Source organism: Dendronalium sp. ChiSLP03b, assembly GCF_034531165.2.
In the GTDB taxonomy this organism is placed as follows: domain Bacteria; phylum Cyanobacteriota; class Cyanobacteriia; order Cyanobacteriales; family Nostocaceae; genus Dendronalium; species Dendronalium minutum.
In genome coordinates, this window is the sequence record NZ_JAVRBR020000001.1 from 21,920 (window position 1) to 38,854 (window position 16,935).

Annotated in this window: 13 protein-coding genes and 2 pseudogenes; 8 read left to right on the forward strand and 7 right to left on the reverse strand. The window is 41.9% G+C overall.

Features of this window, described 5'->3' with window-relative positions; genetic code table 11:
• Window positions 1–202 precede the first annotated feature (202 nt).
• From RMY31_RS00040 to RMY31_RS00050, 3 genes are all read right to left on the reverse strand, one after another.
• Window positions 203–475 carry a type II toxin-antitoxin system HicB family antitoxin gene (locus RMY31_RS00040; protein WP_322666706.1) on the reverse strand — a complete coding sequence of 91 codons (273 nt, stop codon included), beginning with the start codon at window positions 473–475 and terminating at the stop codon, window positions 203–205.
• Window positions 476–598: 123 nt separating this feature from the next.
• The gene (locus tag RMY31_RS00045) at window positions 599–961 is read right to left on the reverse strand and encodes a DUF5615 family PIN-like protein (protein WP_322666709.1); all 363 of its coding nucleotides are present in this window, start codon (window positions 959–961) and stop codon (window positions 599–601) included.
• Between the two features lie 9 nt (window positions 962–970).
• Window positions 971–1,201, reverse strand: a complete 231-nt coding sequence (locus tag RMY31_RS00050; RefSeq protein WP_322666712.1) for a DUF433 domain-containing protein — start codon at window positions 1,199–1,201, stop codon at window positions 971–973.
• A 276-nt stretch (window positions 1,202–1,477) separates the two neighbouring features.
• On the opposite strand from RMY31_RS00050, the pseudogene RMY31_RS00055 reads away from it, so the two are divergent.
• Window positions 1,478–2,044, forward strand: a pseudogene (locus RMY31_RS00055) (Uma2 family endonuclease); the annotation flags it as partial.
• Window positions 2,045–2,171: 127 nt separating this feature from the next.
• A complete protein-coding gene (locus tag RMY31_RS00060) occupies window positions 2,172–4,097 on the forward strand; it encodes an aspartate kinase (RefSeq protein WP_409877019.1) in 1,926 nt (641 codons plus the stop codon).
• A gap of 98 nt (window positions 4,098–4,195) precedes the next feature.
• On the opposite strand, the gene trmFO is transcribed toward RMY31_RS00060, so the two are convergent.
• On the reverse strand, window positions 4,196–5,530 hold the full coding sequence (gene trmFO, locus RMY31_RS00065) for an FADH(2)-oxidizing methylenetetrahydrofolate--tRNA-(uracil(54)-C(5))-methyltransferase TrmFO (RefSeq protein WP_322666717.1): 1,335 nt from the start codon (window positions 5,528–5,530) through the stop codon (window positions 4,196–4,198).
• Between the two features lie 901 nt (window positions 5,531–6,431).
• Between trmFO and RMY31_RS00070 the strand changes: the two genes are divergently transcribed.
• Window positions 6,432–6,674 carry a hypothetical protein gene (locus tag RMY31_RS00070; protein WP_409877020.1) on the forward strand — a complete coding sequence of 81 codons (243 nt, stop codon included), beginning with the start codon at window positions 6,432–6,434 and terminating at the stop codon, window positions 6,672–6,674.
• 710 nt (window positions 6,675–7,384) lie between these two features.
• Here RMY31_RS00070 and RMY31_RS00075 read toward each other — a convergent pair.
• Window positions 7,385–7,621 carry a hypothetical protein gene (locus RMY31_RS00075; protein WP_322666723.1) on the reverse strand — a complete coding sequence of 79 codons (237 nt, stop codon included), beginning with the start codon at window positions 7,619–7,621 and terminating at the stop codon, window positions 7,385–7,387.
• 1,113 nt (window positions 7,622–8,734) lie between these two features.
• Between RMY31_RS00075 and RMY31_RS00080 the strand changes: the two genes are divergently transcribed.
• From RMY31_RS00080 to RMY31_RS00100, 5 genes and pseudogenes are all read left to right on the forward strand, one after another.
• Entirely contained in the window at window positions 8,735–11,149 is a 2,415-nt protein-coding gene (locus RMY31_RS00080) for a response regulator (RefSeq protein ID WP_322666725.1), read from the forward strand.
• Between the two features lie 76 nt (window positions 11,150–11,225).
• On the forward strand, window positions 11,226–11,366 hold the full coding sequence (locus tag RMY31_RS00085) for a hypothetical protein (RefSeq protein ID WP_322666729.1): 141 nt from the start codon (window positions 11,226–11,228) through the stop codon (window positions 11,364–11,366).
• Window positions 11,338–12,056 (forward strand): annotated as a pseudogene (locus RMY31_RS00090) (IS1 family transposase). Before RMY31_RS00085 ends, RMY31_RS00090 begins: the two are co-directional and overlap by 29 nt.
• 771 nt (window positions 12,057–12,827) lie before the next feature.
• Entirely contained in the window at window positions 12,828–14,123 is a 1,296-nt protein-coding gene (locus RMY31_RS00095; RefSeq protein ID WP_322666731.1) for a hypothetical protein, read from the forward strand.
• 164 nt (window positions 14,124–14,287) lie between these two features.
• Window positions 14,288–15,109, forward strand: coding sequence for a M23 family metallopeptidase (locus RMY31_RS00100; protein WP_322666733.1), 822 nt, complete (start codon window positions 14,288–14,290; stop codon window positions 15,107–15,109).
• A gap of 60 nt (window positions 15,110–15,169) precedes the next feature.
• Here RMY31_RS00100 and RMY31_RS00105 read toward each other — a convergent pair whose 3' ends face one another.
• Together RMY31_RS00105 and RMY31_RS00110 are read right to left on the reverse strand one after the other, a co-directional pair.
• Complete coding sequence (locus RMY31_RS00105) at window positions 15,170–15,691, reverse strand: hypothetical protein (RefSeq protein WP_322666735.1); 522 nt, start codon at window positions 15,689–15,691, stop codon at window positions 15,170–15,172.
• Window positions 15,692–15,958: 267 nt separating this feature from the next.
• Entirely contained in the window at window positions 15,959–16,129 is a 171-nt protein-coding gene (locus RMY31_RS00110) for a hypothetical protein (protein WP_322666737.1), read from the reverse strand.
• Between the last annotated feature and the right edge of the window lie 806 nt (window positions 16,130–16,935).

The following is a 16,935-nucleotide window of genomic DNA, read 5'->3' on the forward strand; positions in this document are numbered from 1 at the left end:
AGAACGTTCCTGTTTCAAGTGACAACGTTTTAGTTTCGAGCTAGTCGTTTCGTGTTCTGAGGTTGAATGATGCTGTTGTAAACGCGTAGGCGTAGCCCGTCGGAGACATCGCTCGCCTAAATTTCATTAAACTACATCAACAGCGATCGCTTCTCAGCAAATATTAAAGGCTATTCCATTCTTTTTCACAAAATACCGACGCTTACACGGTATCCATCGGCTCAAGGGTCGGCTTCTTGTTGAGATCAATATTATCAATTACTGGTAGAGAATGTCCCAGCTTTAACCCAAGCAAAATCCAGTCTTCCAGGGTTGAGCGTAATTCATCCTCACACTCGCGCAAAGTTGATGCAAAGGCTATTACTCCTTTGCAAACAGGAATTCTCCCTGTAAATGTACCATCTTCTAACTTGTCATAAATTGCCTTGGCGATCGCTCGGTCAACATAATCGCTCAAAATAAATCTTATCGCCATGAAATCTCGCGTTGTGCTACCAATTTCATCTTACGTTAAAAAATTTATTTCTCTAACGGTTTACCTCGGTTGAATGATGGTGTTGTAAACGCGATCGCTCATGTTATACCAGTCTTATTTTACTTATATTGGTAATCGCCTCACCCGGAAAGTTTCATTATTTACAGAAATAATTGCCCCTACCTCTAAATCTTCTTGACATTCACGCAAAACTTGCATCAACCGTTCATTAATTGCATCGTAATTTTCATTCCCTAACCTAAATAAAATCACACTGGGTAAACTATCCCTACTAACTGCTAAAAGTTGGGCAAAATCTAAATCTATACTTAATAAAATTCTCCCTTCTGTACGGGCTTTAATTAAAATTTCATCATCTGGTAGTTTTTGCAAACCTTCATCGCGCAAATGCACCACATCATAACCACCACTACGCAACCAAAATACAGTGCGTAATGAAATTCCCATATCTGCCAAAAACTTCATTATTATTTTTTAAGCACTTTTGAAGGGATAAACCCGTTCTTGAGTCAACCACGCCGCGTAAAGTAGAGATTGACGAATATCCTCTGGTTCTAAATCAGGATATTCTTCTAAAATCTCCGCTACAGGTTTGCTATTAGCTACCAAATTTACGACTAAAGAAACCGGAATTCGCATCCCGCGAATGCAAGCTTGTCCACCCATAATACTAGGATCAAATGTAACTCTGTCCAGACCTAACATAAAATTGTCTCTCTAAAATCTCATTTATCTTTGCTGTTGGGCTTCATCTCTCTGGGGTGGAATCATAGTGTCATAAAGGCAATCGCTCCACTTAAAATGTAAACTTACAAGCGATCGCACATCAAATTCCCAGATTCCAAAAGAAACTTAGCACAAAAGTGGCAAGTTGCATCAAAATGAGGCAATGCAATCGCACTCAAAAACCAATTTCAATCAACAGCAAACGCTACCCTAGAACTCAGTACACGCGATCGCTCAAGCTTTGAAGTTTCAACAATGATAGCCTCCCCCCAACAGAATTACCTTACCCCTGAAGAGTACCTCCAAATAGAGGAACAAAACTCTGTTAAGCATGAATACATCGATGGCTACATCTACGCAATGGCTGAAGTACTCGATCCACATGTTACCATTGCCGGAAACCTTGCTTCTCTCCTGCGCGATCGTATACGCGGTACTGGGTGTCGTGTTTACATCGCTGACATGAAAGTACGAATTGAATCTCTAAATCGCTTTTACTATCCTGATGTTATGGTTACTTGCGACCCACGCGATCGAGAAACACCAGCCTATAAAAGATTTCCTTGTTTAATTGTCGAAGTTTTATCTGATTCTACCGAAGCCTTTGACCAGGGCGATAAATTCGCCGACTACCAAGCGCTGGAAAGCCTCCAAGAATATACTTTAATTAATACAAAACGTCAGCGAGTCGAGTGTTTTCGTCGCAATGATGAGGGGCTGTGGGTTTTACAATCTTACACATCAGAAAATCAAACATTTCGGCTTAACAGTGTGGATTTCCAGGAAACAATAGTATCACTTTACGAAGATGTAGTTTTTGAACGATCGACTTATCATGAAGTATGCTACACGATGTTTAGTAAACTAAATATCTATATAATGCCTTCAAAGCTTCCTAACCCGGCGGGAGCGTTGATGAAAGTAGGCTACTTCATTCAATAAAAAAGTTATGGCGCTCATAGTTCAAAAATACGGTGGTACATCTGTCGGTTCAGTCGAACGCATCCAAGCTGTTGCACAACGCGTTTATAAAACAGTTAAAACAGGAAACTCACTTGTTGTAGTGGTTTCCGCAATGGGCAAAACCACCGATGGACTCGTCAAACTAGCTAATGAAATTTCTCCCAGTCCTAACCGCCGGGAAATGGATATGCTGCTTTCTACTGGCGAGCAAGTTACCATTGCCTTACTCAGCATGGCATTGCAAGAACTCGGACAACCAGCGATTTCAATGACTGGCGCTCAAGTAGGAATTGTTACCGAAGCAGAACACACCCGCGCTCGAATTTTGCACATTAAAACCGATCGCCTCATCCGTCACCTTAATCTCGGTAAAGTAGTTGTAGTAGCTGGTTTTCAAGGTATAGCCAGCACAGAAGAGTTAGAAATTACAACTTTGGGGCGCGGTGGTTCTGACACGTCAGCAGTAGCTTTAGCCGCAGCCTTAAAAGCAAATTTTTGTGAAATTTATACAGATGTACCAGGGATTTTAACTACAGACCCCCGCTTAGTTCCCGAAGCCCAGCTGATGGATGCAATCACCTGCAATGAAATGCTGGAACTGGCAAGCTTGGGAGCAAAAGTACTGCATCCCCGTGCCGTAGAAATTGCTCGTAACTATAGTGTTCCCCTAGTAGTCAAGTCGAGCTGGACGGATGACCCCGGTACTTGGGTGACATCAGCCAAACCCCAAGGGCGATCGCTAATCAATTTAGAAATTGCCCGTCCGGTAGACCATGTAGAATTTGACACAGACCAAGCTAAGGTAGCTTTATTGCGCGTACCTGATAAACCAGGGGTAGCAGCCAAATTATTTGGTGAAATTGCCCGCCAAAACGTCGATGTAGACTTAATTATTCAGTCAATTCATGAAGGGAACAGTAATGACATTGCTTTTACCGTCACAACACCCATATTAAAACGGGCAGAAGCAGTAGCAGCAGCGATCGCCCCAGCACTGAGAAGTAAATCCAATCCAAATTTTGACGAAGCTGAGGTGATGTTAGAGCAAAATATTGCCAAAGTTAGCATTGCTGGTGCAGGCATGATTGGCCGTCCTGGCGTAGCTGCCAAGATGTTCGCCACCTTAGCTGAAGCTGGCGTGAACATCCAAATGATTTCCACCAGCGAAGTCAAAGTTAGTTGCGTCGTAGATGCAGCAGAATGCGATCGCGCCGTCACCGCACTTCGTAACGCCTTTGAAGTAGAAGCAGGGGAACAAGACACGAGGACAAAGGGACGCTCTGACGCGGGAAATGAGAAGGACACGGGGAATATTTTTGAAAGATTCTCCGCGTCTCCCAGTCTCCGCGTCACCGCGTCTTCAGAAACGTCCCCGCGTCTTCCCCTCTCCGCGTCTTCCTCCTCTCCCCTCGTTCGCGGCGTTGCTCTAGATATGAATCAAGCCCGTCTTGCTATTCGCCAAGTGCCAGATCGGCCGGGGATGTCGGCGCAGTTGTTTGGACTATTGGCACAGCACAACATCAGCGTTGATATGATTATCCAATCTCAACGTTGTCGGATAATTGATGGTGTGCCCAGGCGGGATATTGCCTTTACAGTCTCGCGGATGGATGGGGAAAATGCAAAAGAATTGCTTACCCAAGTAGCAGCAAAATTAGGATGGGGTGAGGTTGTTTTAGATGGTGCGATCGCCAAAGTAAGTATTGTCGGTGCAGGCATGGTGGGACAACCAGGGGTTGCTGCCAAAATGTTTGAGGCCCTAGCTCAACACCAAATTAATATTCAAATGATTGCTACCTCAGAAATTAAAATTAGCTGTGTCGTGGCACAAGAGCAAGGCGTGAAAGCTTTACAAGGCATTCATGCCGCCTTTGGGCTTGCTGGTAGCGAGAAATTTGTAGTGCCAGCTTAGGCGGGGGTAGCGATCGTTTCGCACAAAGACGCAAAGTTGTTTTCAACGCCTTTGCGTCTTTGTAGATGAAAATGTCTTTCCCCTACACCCTTACACCCTTACACCCTCACACCCATTTTTAAGACAGCATCTTTCCAGTTTGCCAAGTCAGCCAAAGAGCGATCGCGATAACGTCCGTAACGCTCTTGTTTGTTTTTGATTTTTGCACCCAGTTCTGGCAAAATCCCAAAATTAGGCGGCATCGGCTGGAAATGTTTGGGTGAAGCGGAACTGATAAACTCAAACAGTGCCCCCATCATCGTTGTTGGTGGTGCAGTCAACGGTTCTTGCCCCAAAGCTAGCCTTGCTGCATTTCTGCCAGCCAGCAAGCCCCCCGCTGCGGCTGCGGTGTAGCCTTCAGTCCCAATCAATTGCCCAGCTGCGAATAAAGTCGGATGCCCTTTAAATTGCAGGGTAGGATACATGAGCTGAGGAGCATTGATAAAAGTATTGCGGTGCATCACTCCCAGCCGCACAAATTCTGCCGCCTCCAAACCTGGAATTAGCTGGAATACTCGCTTTTGTTCGCCCCAACGCAAGTTAGTTTGGAATCCGACCATATTCCAAAGTTGACCAGCTTTGTCTTCTTGTCGCAACTGCACCACAGCATAGGGACGTTCTCCAGTGCGACTGTCAGACAATCCCACTGGCTTCAGGGGGCCGTAACGCATTGTGTCTTCCCCCCGTTGTGCTTGTTCTTCAATTGGCAGACAAGCTTCAAAAAATTTCGCTGTTTCCCGGTCAAAATCCTTAAGTTCTGTTTGTTCGGCTTTACGGAGTTCTTCCCAGAACCGCAAGTACTGCTCTTTATTCATCGGGCAGTTGAGATAAGAAGCTTCGCCTTTGTCATATCGTGATGCCATAAAAGCAACATCGCGGTTAATCGATTCTCCCACGATAATCGGACTAGCCGCATCGAAAAAGCTGAGGTATTCCATCCCCGTCAAGCGTTGCAAATCTTCTGCCAAGTCAGGACTGGTTAAAGGCCCAGTTGCCAAAACTACAATTCCTTCAGGTAGAGCTGGTACTTCGCCTCGGCGGAATTCAATCAAAGGATGGCTAGATAAAGTTTCCGTCAAATCTTGGCCAAATTGACCCCTATCTACGGCTAACGCGCCACCAGCAGGAACAGCGTGTTCATCGGCTTTCGAGATGATTATAGAACCAAGTTGGCGTAACTCTTCGTGTAATAATCCAGCAGCGCGATCGCTTGCCATTGCCCCAAAGGAATTACTACAAACTAATTCCGCCAGATGTTCTGTATGATGAGCAGGGCTGAAGCGTTTTGGGCGCATTTCATGGAGAATTGCAGGCACTCCAGCCTGGGCTATTTGCCACGCTGCTTCTGTCCCAGCTAGTCCACCTCCAATCACTTGTATCGGTTGTTTATCCATAAATTAGTCAAATTATTAATTGCTAGTCTATTTGATTGTGCTTGTCTTCAGCTGTTTGGTAGATAAAAAAGCGTTTTACGAGCTTACCATCATCACGTTTGAGATAGTACCAAGATAACGAAACTGAAAAATCTTAACCGACAAATTAAACTTATTGTCCACAAGAGTGCAAATGTCTCAAACTCAGACCGAAAACTTTTGTGAAAGCGCTGTGCTTGCTGACTTCACAGTCTGCCCCATAGCAGTAAAGAATTCCATGCCCTGGTTGATAGGCGGCAGCCAGTGTTTTATACATTGATTGCGAGGTCGTGGTAGACAAAAATCAGTGACGTATTCGTGACTCGCTCAAGAAACACATTTTCATGCACCGTCAATTTTTAGAGACAAAATTGCTGGCATTATGTTTGAAATGTTGAATAACAAAAAACACCGTAAATGCACGCATATTATAGGCAAAACTGAAATTTTCAGAATAAGTCGCAGATGAAGACAGCATCTTGTTTACCGTTAGGCATAGACCAAAAGCTATATACAGGAGTAGGTATTGAGTTGTGACAAAGTTATGCATAGCTTTCAGATATTGACTTTGCGTGTTTAGTCTCAGACTTTTAGATTCAGGACAATTCTACCAAATGGAATAGTCCATTATTGATATTTCGGTATTGGGATTTATGCTAGCTATTTTTTTAATTTAAATAGTTATGTAATTCACCAGAAAAAATATTTGTCTCTAGTTAAAATGTGGGACAGACATAATTGTAATTATTAGGTCTTTTCCAGATAGTTTATCTAGTTGATTATTGAAAATGTTTGAAGCACAATAGCATCAAGTAGTTAAGTTAAAGAGCTTAATTACCTGCAAAAACAACTTGTTGAGAGTCAACTATTCTAGGAGTAAATTATGTCAACTATCGCTGTTTTCGAACTAAACAACGCTGGCATTCAATTGTTTGAAGATTCCGAAAACTTTCTCAATGACCTAAGCGATATAGATTCCATCTCTGTATATGGTGGTGGTGGTAATGGTGGTAATGGTGGTGTTAGTGATGTTACACCCTTGACAAAGCTGGCTGAAGGATTTGTGACTGTATATGCTGTTGGTCACATTGCTGATATAGCTAAATCATTCAGCGCAATTCAGTAATGAAAACGATAATTCATTACTAATCTCTAAAACACTTATCGGAGGCAAGGGAAAAACAATCTCTGCTATCAGCATGAAGGTTCGCGGATTACTGAGCCTCCGAAAGCGTCTACCAAAACTAGCTATTTATATAGCTAAGCTATAGTAAAAGATTTGCCATGCTCTCCTGAAAAATAACAACCTAGCCAATTAAATTGGCTAGGTTTTTTCTATTGAAAACACTTCAAAAAACTTTTAGTTATCCATGTAGAGGATGTATTTAAAGCTCAATAAAGTTAACATTTTAGTTTAGATAAAAACTTTCATAAATGAGATTGTTGCAGATAAAGTTAACCACTAAATAAGTTGTGCAATCTTTGCAAAACAATGCTTTCAAAATAAAAAACCAACAGATAATTAAAAGTCTTTATATATTAATCTACTGCTATACCAATATAAATTTTAGCGATGTAATCTAAAATTTTACAACATAGCTACAAGGATTAGAAACTACTAAAAGCTATAGAGTTTTAAATTGTACTGCTTGAAGTATGTAAGACTAATTTAGGATTGCTAAATAACTCGTGACAAACAAAATCCCCAACTTCTCAAAGAAGTCAGGGATCTGTGGGTTTCGATTCTCAGAAATCAAGTAAAATTGCTACAGCAGAGATTCTTTTTCCTTACCTCCTATAAGCGTTATAAAGATTAATAATGAATTATCGTTTTCATTACTGAATTGCGCTGAATGATTTAGCTATATTAGCAATGTGACCAACGCCATATACAGCTACAAATGCTTGAGCTAGCTTCGTTAATGGTGTAGCATCACTAGCACCACCATTACCACCAGCACCACCATATACAGAGATAGAATCTATATCGCTTAGGTCATTGAGAAAGTTTTCGGAATCTTCAAACAATTGAATGCCAGCGTTGTTTAGTTCGGAAACAGTGATAGTTGACATAATTTACTCCTAGAATAGTTGACTCTCGACAAGTTGTTTTTGCAGGTAATTAAGCTCTTTAACTTAACTACTTGATGCTATTGTGCTTCAAACATTTTCAACAATCAACTAGATAAACTATCTGGAAAAGACCTAATAATTGCAATTATGTCTGTTCCACATTTTAGCTAGAGACAAATATTTTTCTTCTCAAATACATTGCTATTTCAATTAAAAAAATAACTAGCATAAATCTCAATTGTGAAATATTGATAAAGGACTATTCCATTCGGTAGAATTGTCCTGAACTAAAAGTCTGAGACTAAACACGCAAAGCTAATATCTAAAGGCTATACATCAATTTGTTACTACTCAACACTTATTCCTCTATATAACTTTTGGAATATGTCAAACGGTAAGCAAGATGCTGTCTTCATCTACGACTTCTTATTCCAATTTCAGTTCTGACTATAATATGCGTGCATTTACGGTATTTTTTGAATTCAATAATTCAAACTTAATGCCAGCAATTTTGTCTCCAAAATTAGTGAGTTTTTCCAAATGTAATACTTTCGTAAATTAACCATGCAAATTTGATAGAATAGCAAGTTAGTTGTTTTTATAGGTAATTAATGCTTTTGCCCTCTGCCCTAGACAGAGGGCTTTTTGTTTTGCAAAAGATTAGCGATCGCTAGAAGTCAAGATATTGTCCAAAAATCAGATTTGTCTTGGGCTGGTTCTGGGAGGCATTTGTTCGTGACTAGCGCTCTTGCGTCACTCTGAGAAAGAAATCAAAGACAACTAACGCCTCAGGGCGAACGCACGGTATTTCTGAAACCCTTGCTGGATAAGGATATTGACAAAAAAATAGGCTAAATTTTAAAACGCCAAAACCCTTGCTATTAAAGGATTCTTATACTTTAGATGCGTTTGCCCTGACTAACGCCTAGATGGCAGGCTGAATAGAGAAAGAAGAAATTTGTAGAGCATGTGCGAGATTCTTTTTAGCTTTATACATAAACCTAAAAAGTAAATTTTTTTCTCTGGGTAGAATTTCCAGGAACTTTCTACAGATACACTAGTCATGCGATAGGCAAGCTGGGGAAGATTTAAGCAGTAGAGGGTGTTTTTGCAATGAGAATCTTGCTGATTGAAGATGACGAGATATTAGCGAGTGTCTTGTTGCAGTCTCTTACCCAACAACATTATGTTGTTGATACCGCACATGACGGACAAACTGGTTGGGAATATGCCCAAGGCACGCAGCACGACCTGATATTACTAGATGTGGGGCTGCCAAAGCTGGATGGAATTACATTATGTCAACGCTTACGTTCTGATGGCTATTCTGCTCCTATTTTGTTGATGACAGCGAAAGATGCAACTAGCGATCGCATTCGTGGACTCGATGCTGGAGCAGATGATTATCTGATTAAACCTTTGGATTTGGGAGAACTCCAAGCAAGAGTCAGGGCGTTGCTGCGTCGGGGCGATACTCCCCGTACTCCAGTGCTAGAAGTTGGTGCATTACGGTTAGATCCAAGTAGCTGTCAGGTAACATACAATAATCAACTGCTAGATTTAACACCCAAAGAATACAGTTTGCTGGAACTTTTGCTGCGGAATCCCTCGCGGGTTTTCAGTCGGGGAAATATCATCGAGCATCTCTGGACTTTCGACGATCCACCCCAAGAAGAAAGCGTCAAATCGCACATTAAAGGCTTGCGACAAAAGATGAAAGCAGCCGGAGCAGTAGACTGGATTGAAAACGTATATGGTTTGGGATATCGTCTGAATCCATCTTCAGGAGAAAGAGAAGTAGGAGAGCAGGGGAGCAGGAAGAGAAGTTGCCATAGCGTAGCGTTAGCGAGTCATCGAGCGTCGGAGGGTTTCCCTCCAAGCAAACTTCGGGGAGCAGAGGAGCAGGGGAGAAACTTTAATCCAAAATTGCAAGTCCCAAATTCTGAAGTTGAACAACAGTTCAACCAAGCTATGAGTGGCTTGTGGAGTCAATATCAGGGGTTGATGACACAACGGATGGAAGTAGTAGAACAAGCAGCAGCAGCCATTTCTAGCAAAACGCTGACTCAAGAGTTACGCCAATCCGCAGAACGGGAGGCGCACAAGCTAGCTGGTGTCTTGGGAATGTTTGAGCAAGAAACTGGTACTCAAATAGCGCGAGAAATCGAACAGATTTTAGGCAAAGATGGAGACTTGTTACCAGCCCAAAAACGTCGGGTGTTGTCGCTAATACAAGAGTTAGCTGAATTGCTCAACCTGATGGGACAAAAGGTAGTTAATCAACCTACTATCTCGATGGTGGAAGAAATCAGTGCCAGATTGCTACTAATTGACCCTGATTTGCAACTTGGTTTTCAGCTACAAGAACTGGCGCAATCTGAAGGAATAGGCTGGCAGCAAATCACAACTCTAGAAAGTGCGAAAAACTACCTGCAAACGACATTACCAGATTTAGTGGTGCTGAGTGTAGATGAAGTGGGGCTGCGGGAAGCAAGTTTAGCAATGCTTTCAGACTTAGCAACTCGCACCCCTCCTGTACCCGTGCTTGTGCTGGCTGCTGCTGATGGGTTGGTAGATCGTGTGAGCGTGGCTAGGTCTGGGGCGCGGGGTTTTCTGGTCAAGCCTGTCACCGCGAATCAAGTTTGGGATGTTGGGTCTGCACTATTACAGCGCACCCATTCTCTAACAGTCAATTTACTAGTAGTAGATGACGATCCGCTGATTTTGGCAGCTTTACGCCCAATGTTAGAGCCTTGGGGTATGCGTGTTACAGGATTAGACGATCCGGTACGTTTCTGGGATGTACTGCAATCTACCACACCCGATTTGTTGATTTTGGATGTGGAGATGCCCCAAATAAGTGGTATTGAACTTTGCCAAGCAGTTCGTACAGATCCCCAGTGGCAGGAATTGCCGATTGTATTTCTCACCGCGCACCGAGAGATGGAAACTGTGCAGCAGGTATTTGCAGCTGGAGGAGATGATTATGTGGTCAAACCTGTCGTTGGGGCAGAACTGGTGGCAAGGATAACCCATCGCTTAGAACGCAGTCGTCTGCTTCACTCTTTCTGCACTAAAGACCCTTTAACCCGACTAGCAAATCAATCTCAGTCTAGCCGCGACTTGCAGCACCTGATTGCTCAAGCAAACAAAAATCAACACCCTGTTTGCTTAATGGTATTGAGTGCAATCGAGTTGCACCAAATTAATATCCAGTACGGTCATGAGGCCGGCAACCAAGTCTTGCAACGATGGAGTCGTCTGTTTCAATCGACATTTTGTAGTGGCGAATTACTCAGCTATTGGGGCAACGGGGAGTTTGTGGTGGGAGTGTCTGGATTGACAAAAACAGAAGTAAGCACTCAGCTCAGTGATATTTTGACTACCCTTCGCCAACAAATATTCACAGCATCCAATGGCGATCGCTTCCAGGCAACATGTAGTTTTGCGATAGTTGAGTATCCTAATGATGGATTAACAATACAATCTCTCTATAAAATTGCTAATTCTACCTTGAAGCATAATTAATATTGAATCGTAGAACTAGCCTAGTACTCGACCAACCCAAAATTGCTGGATGAAGGCAAGCAGGGGAGGCAGATATATGTACTTTGAAAACGTGCGTCAGTGGCAAGGAACTGCGGATGCACTTACAAAAGAACTTAAACGCCAGATTGAATACCTTAAACTCTCAGTAGAGCCACCAGCTTTGCGAACTGCAATGTCCATACTGCGAGTCTACTGAGGTTAGAAAAAATGGTAAACGAAGAGATAAACGCTCATCACATTTGTGTAAAGTGTGGTCGTCAATTTATCGATGTTTACAGTCCGCCAAAAGGGTACTCAGATGAAATCAAGCAAGAATGTTTAAGGGCATACGTTAATGACATGGGATTTCGAGCCATTGAGCGTGACAAAGGAGTTCATCATACAACTGTAATTTATTGGCTCAAACAAATTGGTGAAAAAATACCCAATGCACCACCAACGACGGACATACCAGAAGTTGGGGAATTAGATAAACTGGAAACCTTTGTCAGGTCAAAAAAAACAAAGTTTGGTTGTGGACAGCAGTAAATCACTTTCGAGAGGGAATTTTGGCTTGGGTCATAGGCGATGTCTGCGACAAGCCGCAAAGCGTCTACGCAGCGCGAAAACATTTGAATTATTATGGAAGATTGTTTCCTGTTGGCAGTGTTATTTCTATGTGACAGATGGTTAGAAAGTTTATCCCTGTTTTATCGAGCCAGGAGACCATATCGTCAGTAAAACTTACATGACTAGGGTGGAGGGTAGAGAATACGCGTTTACGTCATTATCTAGCAAGACTACACCGAAAAACCTATGCTATTCCAAATCAGTGGATATGCTTAAATACTCCGTTAAATTATTACTTTATTGTTTAAAGTATAAGAAAACACCAACACTTACTTAATTCATCCCGCATTTATGCAACGCCCTCAAACCTTTTCACTAATTACCGTTTTCATCAATTTACCTGTATAAGCGAATGTGTTAGGTAAAGCACTATTAAAAGTAGTAGCTAATTTAACTCCATTCGACTTTTTGGCGTTACTACTCAGGTTAAAAACACAGAATAGACAGACTACTAGTGATCTTTGTCACATCATTAATGTGACAAAAAAATACTTGCATTCAAATGTTTTAAACTATATCATCGTTTCCAGATGGGCAAACATAGCAGAAATGCATGTAATCACTTGATAGATACCTTAGTTGCGGTAGCCCTAAACAGGTGATAAGAAGTCGTACTCATGTGCAAAATACTGAATAAGCATTGAGCTAAACTGAGCCGCCCTAGGGACGAGACGGCTCAGTTTAACTCAATGCCAAGTAGTAAAAGTGGTAAAAAAAATTGCCACCACTTGATGCTGGAAAAGCTTATATAGAAGGAGTTTTACGAATAAAGTTGCAAAAAACTAATAGCACAAGCGCACCATAGCTTTATTTGCCATTGTCAATACAATTGTCTGTATACTTTGCTCTGGATGGATGCACCTAGCGAGTCTTGCCAGTAAATTTCCCAACCTGGTCAACGGTCTATGGCTATTTCCCAAAATGACGCAAAGATAGCATCTGGCTCAAGATTTATGACAAACTTTACCAGTCGGTTCGGGTCGCCGCAGACATGAGCAAGCCCCACAGAAACTGCTGTCGATAATCAATCAGTTGAGTTAATAACCACATGATTTCTCAAAAATTGCTGTTAATTTCTGCTAGTTCATTGCTAACAGTCGGTGCAATTATCGGCGTTATGGGACAAAAGGCAACGACCACTGCTGCTAATAGTAGCATCTTAGCAACTACTCCAGTAATGCTTGTAGAGGAAGATGGACAAGAGGCTGTTTTCTTGGAAATACCGAGTCAGAAACAAAAGAACCAATTAAGCGACCTACTTGAGCAAAATCCTCAGTTAACTGAAGAGAGAAATGTGCAACGTAGAGTATATAAAACAAAAGTTATTGGTTTTAACAAGCTGCAAAAAAAACAATTAAGTAAAGCCTTCATCCATCACGAAGTGAAATTTAAAGATGAGGCTACTGCTGAAGAACACACGCTTGATTTGCTTTCTTATGAAAGTGGCAAAGGACGCAAGTTTGTTGCTGAACCTGGGTCTGGAACTCCGGATCTGATCCCAAATCCAAATGACCCTTCGCAAAAGGTGTTTGTAAAAAACAATGGTTTCTATATTCTCGATACGAAAACATTGCAAGTCAGAGCAATCGGAGATCAACAAGCACGCAATGCCAGTTTACTAAAAAGAAAGGCTTTGCCTTCTGATAGTTTTATTTTACACTGGGCGTTACGGCCGATTTGGTTATCAGATGGTAGGACGATTGCTTTCATCTCAAATCGTGAGGACATTGAACCTGGAAGCGACAATCGTGGCCAAGTTTCAGTGTGGATTCATGATATTGCCACTGGTCAAGAATACAAAGTAAATGAAAGTAACACTTCTGCTCCTCGTACCGTTGGTTGGACATCAGATGGTCGCATTCTAATTGTTGAACACGACCTGAAACAGCGAGGGACTACTCTAGCTGTTATCGATCCTAAAACAAAGCAAAAACAAGAACTTGCAAGTGGTAACTTTGTTGCTCAAAGTGACGATGGTCAAACCGTGTTGTACAGCAAACAAATTGTCCCAGACAGTTCTGCTGTTGAACTATATGCACTTTCTATTTCTACTGGCAGATCCCAGTTGCTGTATAAATCATCTGCTGTAGAATTTTTAAATTCTCACAGAGCAGACTTTTCCGCAGATGGCACGCGTATTGTAACCGACCTGATTGATAGCCAAGGAACACAAAATTTGTTCATCTATAATCTACAAACTAAGGAAGCAAAACGTTTGACACTGCCGCCAGGAAAAACAACGTCTACTGATGTGAAATGGGTTGGCAACGAATTAGTTGTGCCTATTCAAAGTTTAAACCTACAAAATTTGACATCAGAAACGCTTTTGATGTCAGTTCAGTAAAAGGAGGAGTAAAAATCGTGAAAAAGTCACTGCAAGCAACATGTGCAACGGTAATGGGTTTTTTTCTCCTTGCTCCAACGTCTGCAATAGCAACTGGCTATCCATATGCATACCCATACGAAATAGTTTTTGCTGGAACAACAACTGGATCTGGTACGGTCAGCTTGTACAGTCCACACCCCTCTCAATTTGACGTAACTAGTAAATACAACCAACCGCGTACTGTAGGTACAACTCCGCATCGGGGAACCGATCTTGGATCTCCCTATGGTGAACCAGTGCAGGCTGTCTATAACGGTAAGGTATTTTATGCAGGCTCTACAGGCACAGGAGGAGACTACGAAGTTGATATTGCTCTGGATCTTAATGGCGATGGATTAGTAAACGATAATGCATATCTACGATACGATCACCTTTCTGCAATTAACGTCTCTCTTGGTCAAACTGTCATCGGAGGATCAACACTAATTGGAGCGACTGGAAATGAAGGAGGTGTATATCAAAATGCTCCACACCTCCACTTTGGTGTAATGAAACAAGACAGTGACGCTATTGGTCGTCCTGATTATTGGGTACGTAACGAACCATTCTATCGTGCTAATTCTGTTTGGGATTACGCTAAGAGGCTTGACTTCACCTCCTACTCAACTTGGGTCAGTGGTAAGACGGCATCTGTCTATGCATATGCCTATGATGAAACGGGTTATCAAGCGATTAACCAGGGTGACGTTGTGATTTTACACCGTTTACATGGCACTAACGCTTGGGCGACAAAGACTGCGACTAAGAACGCTAATCTATTCACTGCGGACTTATCGACAATATATCCAGTAAATACTCAAATTGATTGGATGGTAAGAGCCGACCGCTCATCGATCAAATTATCATATCCCTACTACTGGGCGTACCATAACCCTAAATATGCACAACCAGAGCGTGAGCCGGGTAATTATGAGTTCGACTTTTTTGTAAATACTAGGCAGTAAATGCTGAAAAGACCTAGCGATTGTTAGGTCTTTTCCTATACTTAAAACTTCTTAATTGACTTATTCTGTAGACTTCCAACGCACGTATGGACGAGAAGCAACTAGCTCCTTATACGCAATTCCAATATATGGTGTCCCATTAACTGACTCATTGACAATAGCTGGGAGATCGACACGAAAATAAACCTTTCCATCTCGGAACTGGAAATTGTAAAAGCGAAATTCCTGCGAGTTAGCACTACCGATACAAGATGCGTAAGATTCACGTAGTATTGCTTCATATTCCACAAATCTCTCACCAGATGCTACCAATCTTGCAGGATTTGCAATTGGTCGAGTATCGGCAACAACAGTGTATTCCCCACCACCTTCAGAGAGAAGTGAAATAGCCCAAAGCCCAACTGTCTTAGGACATGTCCCTGTTTGAGATTTGATATCAAGTATGACATTTGGTTTAGACGGTGATGACTCGTTAGCCGTTGTAGTTTCCCTTTTACTTTGAATACAGGCAGTTAATATCCCTAAAATGATGATTGGAAAAACTAGGAATAAGGTCAGAATTTTTATACTTTTGGCAGACATCTTTATAGTTCTCTTAATAAGATTTATTTGACGAGCAACAAGATACTAAATGTTGTAAGACAAAAACATTTATCCTATTAGATATTAGTATTTGTCATGAATAGTTACATCAACAAAAAGTTCCACATTTTTTGATAATTGCATCTAGACGGCCTTTCTCGGAGTGTCTGCCGCTGTCTGCAACCATCTGGGTGGCTCAACGAGTGGATTTGTGGCAGTGGCAGATACCGCCTATTTGAGCGTAGCGGTTAAGAGTTGCGCCACCACTTAGCGGGAAAGACCTTTATTAGGCTTGAGTTTTTGTTGCTGTTCTTCTTCTATTATTTCTTGCAATAGCTGATCGCAAGAGTGCCAAAGCTGAATGTCTCTTTGCTCTACTTCTCCCACATTAATTGGTGAATACTCAAGCTCACCTAACTGGTTTCGGTTGACTTTCACGCGAAAAATTTCACCGCGTTCATCATTGATCGCCTCCGATTACTCAACCTCCCTAGTGACACTTGCGATTGCCGCCTAAGAGCAGAAGAGAAAATGCTTTCAAAAAGCCGAAAGTAAGAAAATTCAAGCTTCATTTTCTTACTTTGATTGCTACAGCCAAGTAATATCAGTACTTTTGAGAGCCAATACTGTTAACTGTTCTTGCTCGGCTCGACCGAGCAAGAAGGGTGCGAGGTCGGAGTTACTTCAAACGCTGCCTTGAAAATAGGGCAAAAGGCAGATGGCAGAAGGAAGAGTGAAGATTTTTATTGTTCCTTGTGAGCGCCGCTCATGGAGCCTCTTGCATAATTTCTCAATCAATCTGTGATAAGTAAATGAATTGAAGCATCGCCCCTGCGAAATGTGGGTTGATGGGGAGGTATAAAGATTTATAAGGAGAAAATGAATATTCTACACAGCCGTGATACTTATTTTTAAGCAATAAGAAATGTGGATTAAATAAAGTGCAAAACTTGGTTTAAACACTTTTAAACACCAGGTTAGCCGATGAACAAGAATTGGGTATCAACTTAAGGCGGGACAAAATTTAGTCTCAAATCGTCTCAATCTTTTGCTGGCTGGAACTCTTTCCCTGTCAGATTTCCCGGCTTAAATTGACTCCACGCAATGTGTTTCTTGAGAGCCTCCAACTAGCGGCTTTGCAGCCAGCAAAATATGAAAGAAACACAAGCATTGAGAATTGGTCAGAGATAAATCTTATACTCAAAATGTACTCTGACAGTTAAGACCGTTTTATCAGTGGTGCA

Excerpts from the sequence above, each read along its gene's own strand:
- RMY31_RS00045 (WP_322666709.1), bottom strand. The coding sequence starts at position 961 with ATGAAGTTTTTGGCAGATATGGGAATTTCATTACGCACTGTATTTTGG.
- RMY31_RS00075 (WP_322666723.1), bottom strand. The coding sequence starts at position 7,621 with ATGTCAACTATCACTGTTTCCGAACTAAACAACGCTGGCATTCAATTG.
- RMY31_RS00095 (WP_322666731.1), top strand. The coding sequence starts at position 12,828 with ATGATTTCTCAAAAATTGCTGTTAATTTCTGCTAGTTCATTGCTAACA.
- RMY31_RS00105 (WP_322666735.1), bottom strand. The coding sequence starts at position 15,691 with ATGTCTGCCAAAAGTATAAAAATTCTGACCTTATTCCTAGTTTTTCCA.
- trmFO (WP_322666717.1), bottom strand. The coding sequence starts at position 5,530 with ATGGATAAACAACCGATACAAGTGATTGGAGGTGGACTAGCTGGGACA.
- RMY31_RS00070 (WP_409877020.1), top strand. The coding sequence starts at position 6,432 with ATGTCAACTATCGCTGTTTTCGAACTAAACAACGCTGGCATTCAATTG.
- RMY31_RS00050 (WP_322666712.1), bottom strand. The coding sequence starts at position 1,201 with ATGTTAGGTCTGGACAGAGTTACATTTGATCCTAGTATTATGGGTGGA.
- RMY31_RS00085 (WP_322666729.1), top strand. The coding sequence starts at position 11,226 with ATGTACTTTGAAAACGTGCGTCAGTGGCAAGGAACTGCGGATGCACTT.
- RMY31_RS00060 (WP_409877019.1), top strand. The coding sequence starts at position 2,172 with ATGGCGCTCATAGTTCAAAAATACGGTGGTACATCTGTCGGTTCAGTC.
- RMY31_RS00040 (WP_322666706.1), bottom strand. The coding sequence starts at position 475 with ATGGCGATAAGATTTATTTTGAGCGATTATGTTGACCGAGCGATCGCC.
- RMY31_RS00080 (WP_322666725.1), top strand. The coding sequence starts at position 8,735 with ATGAGAATCTTGCTGATTGAAGATGACGAGATATTAGCGAGTGTCTTG.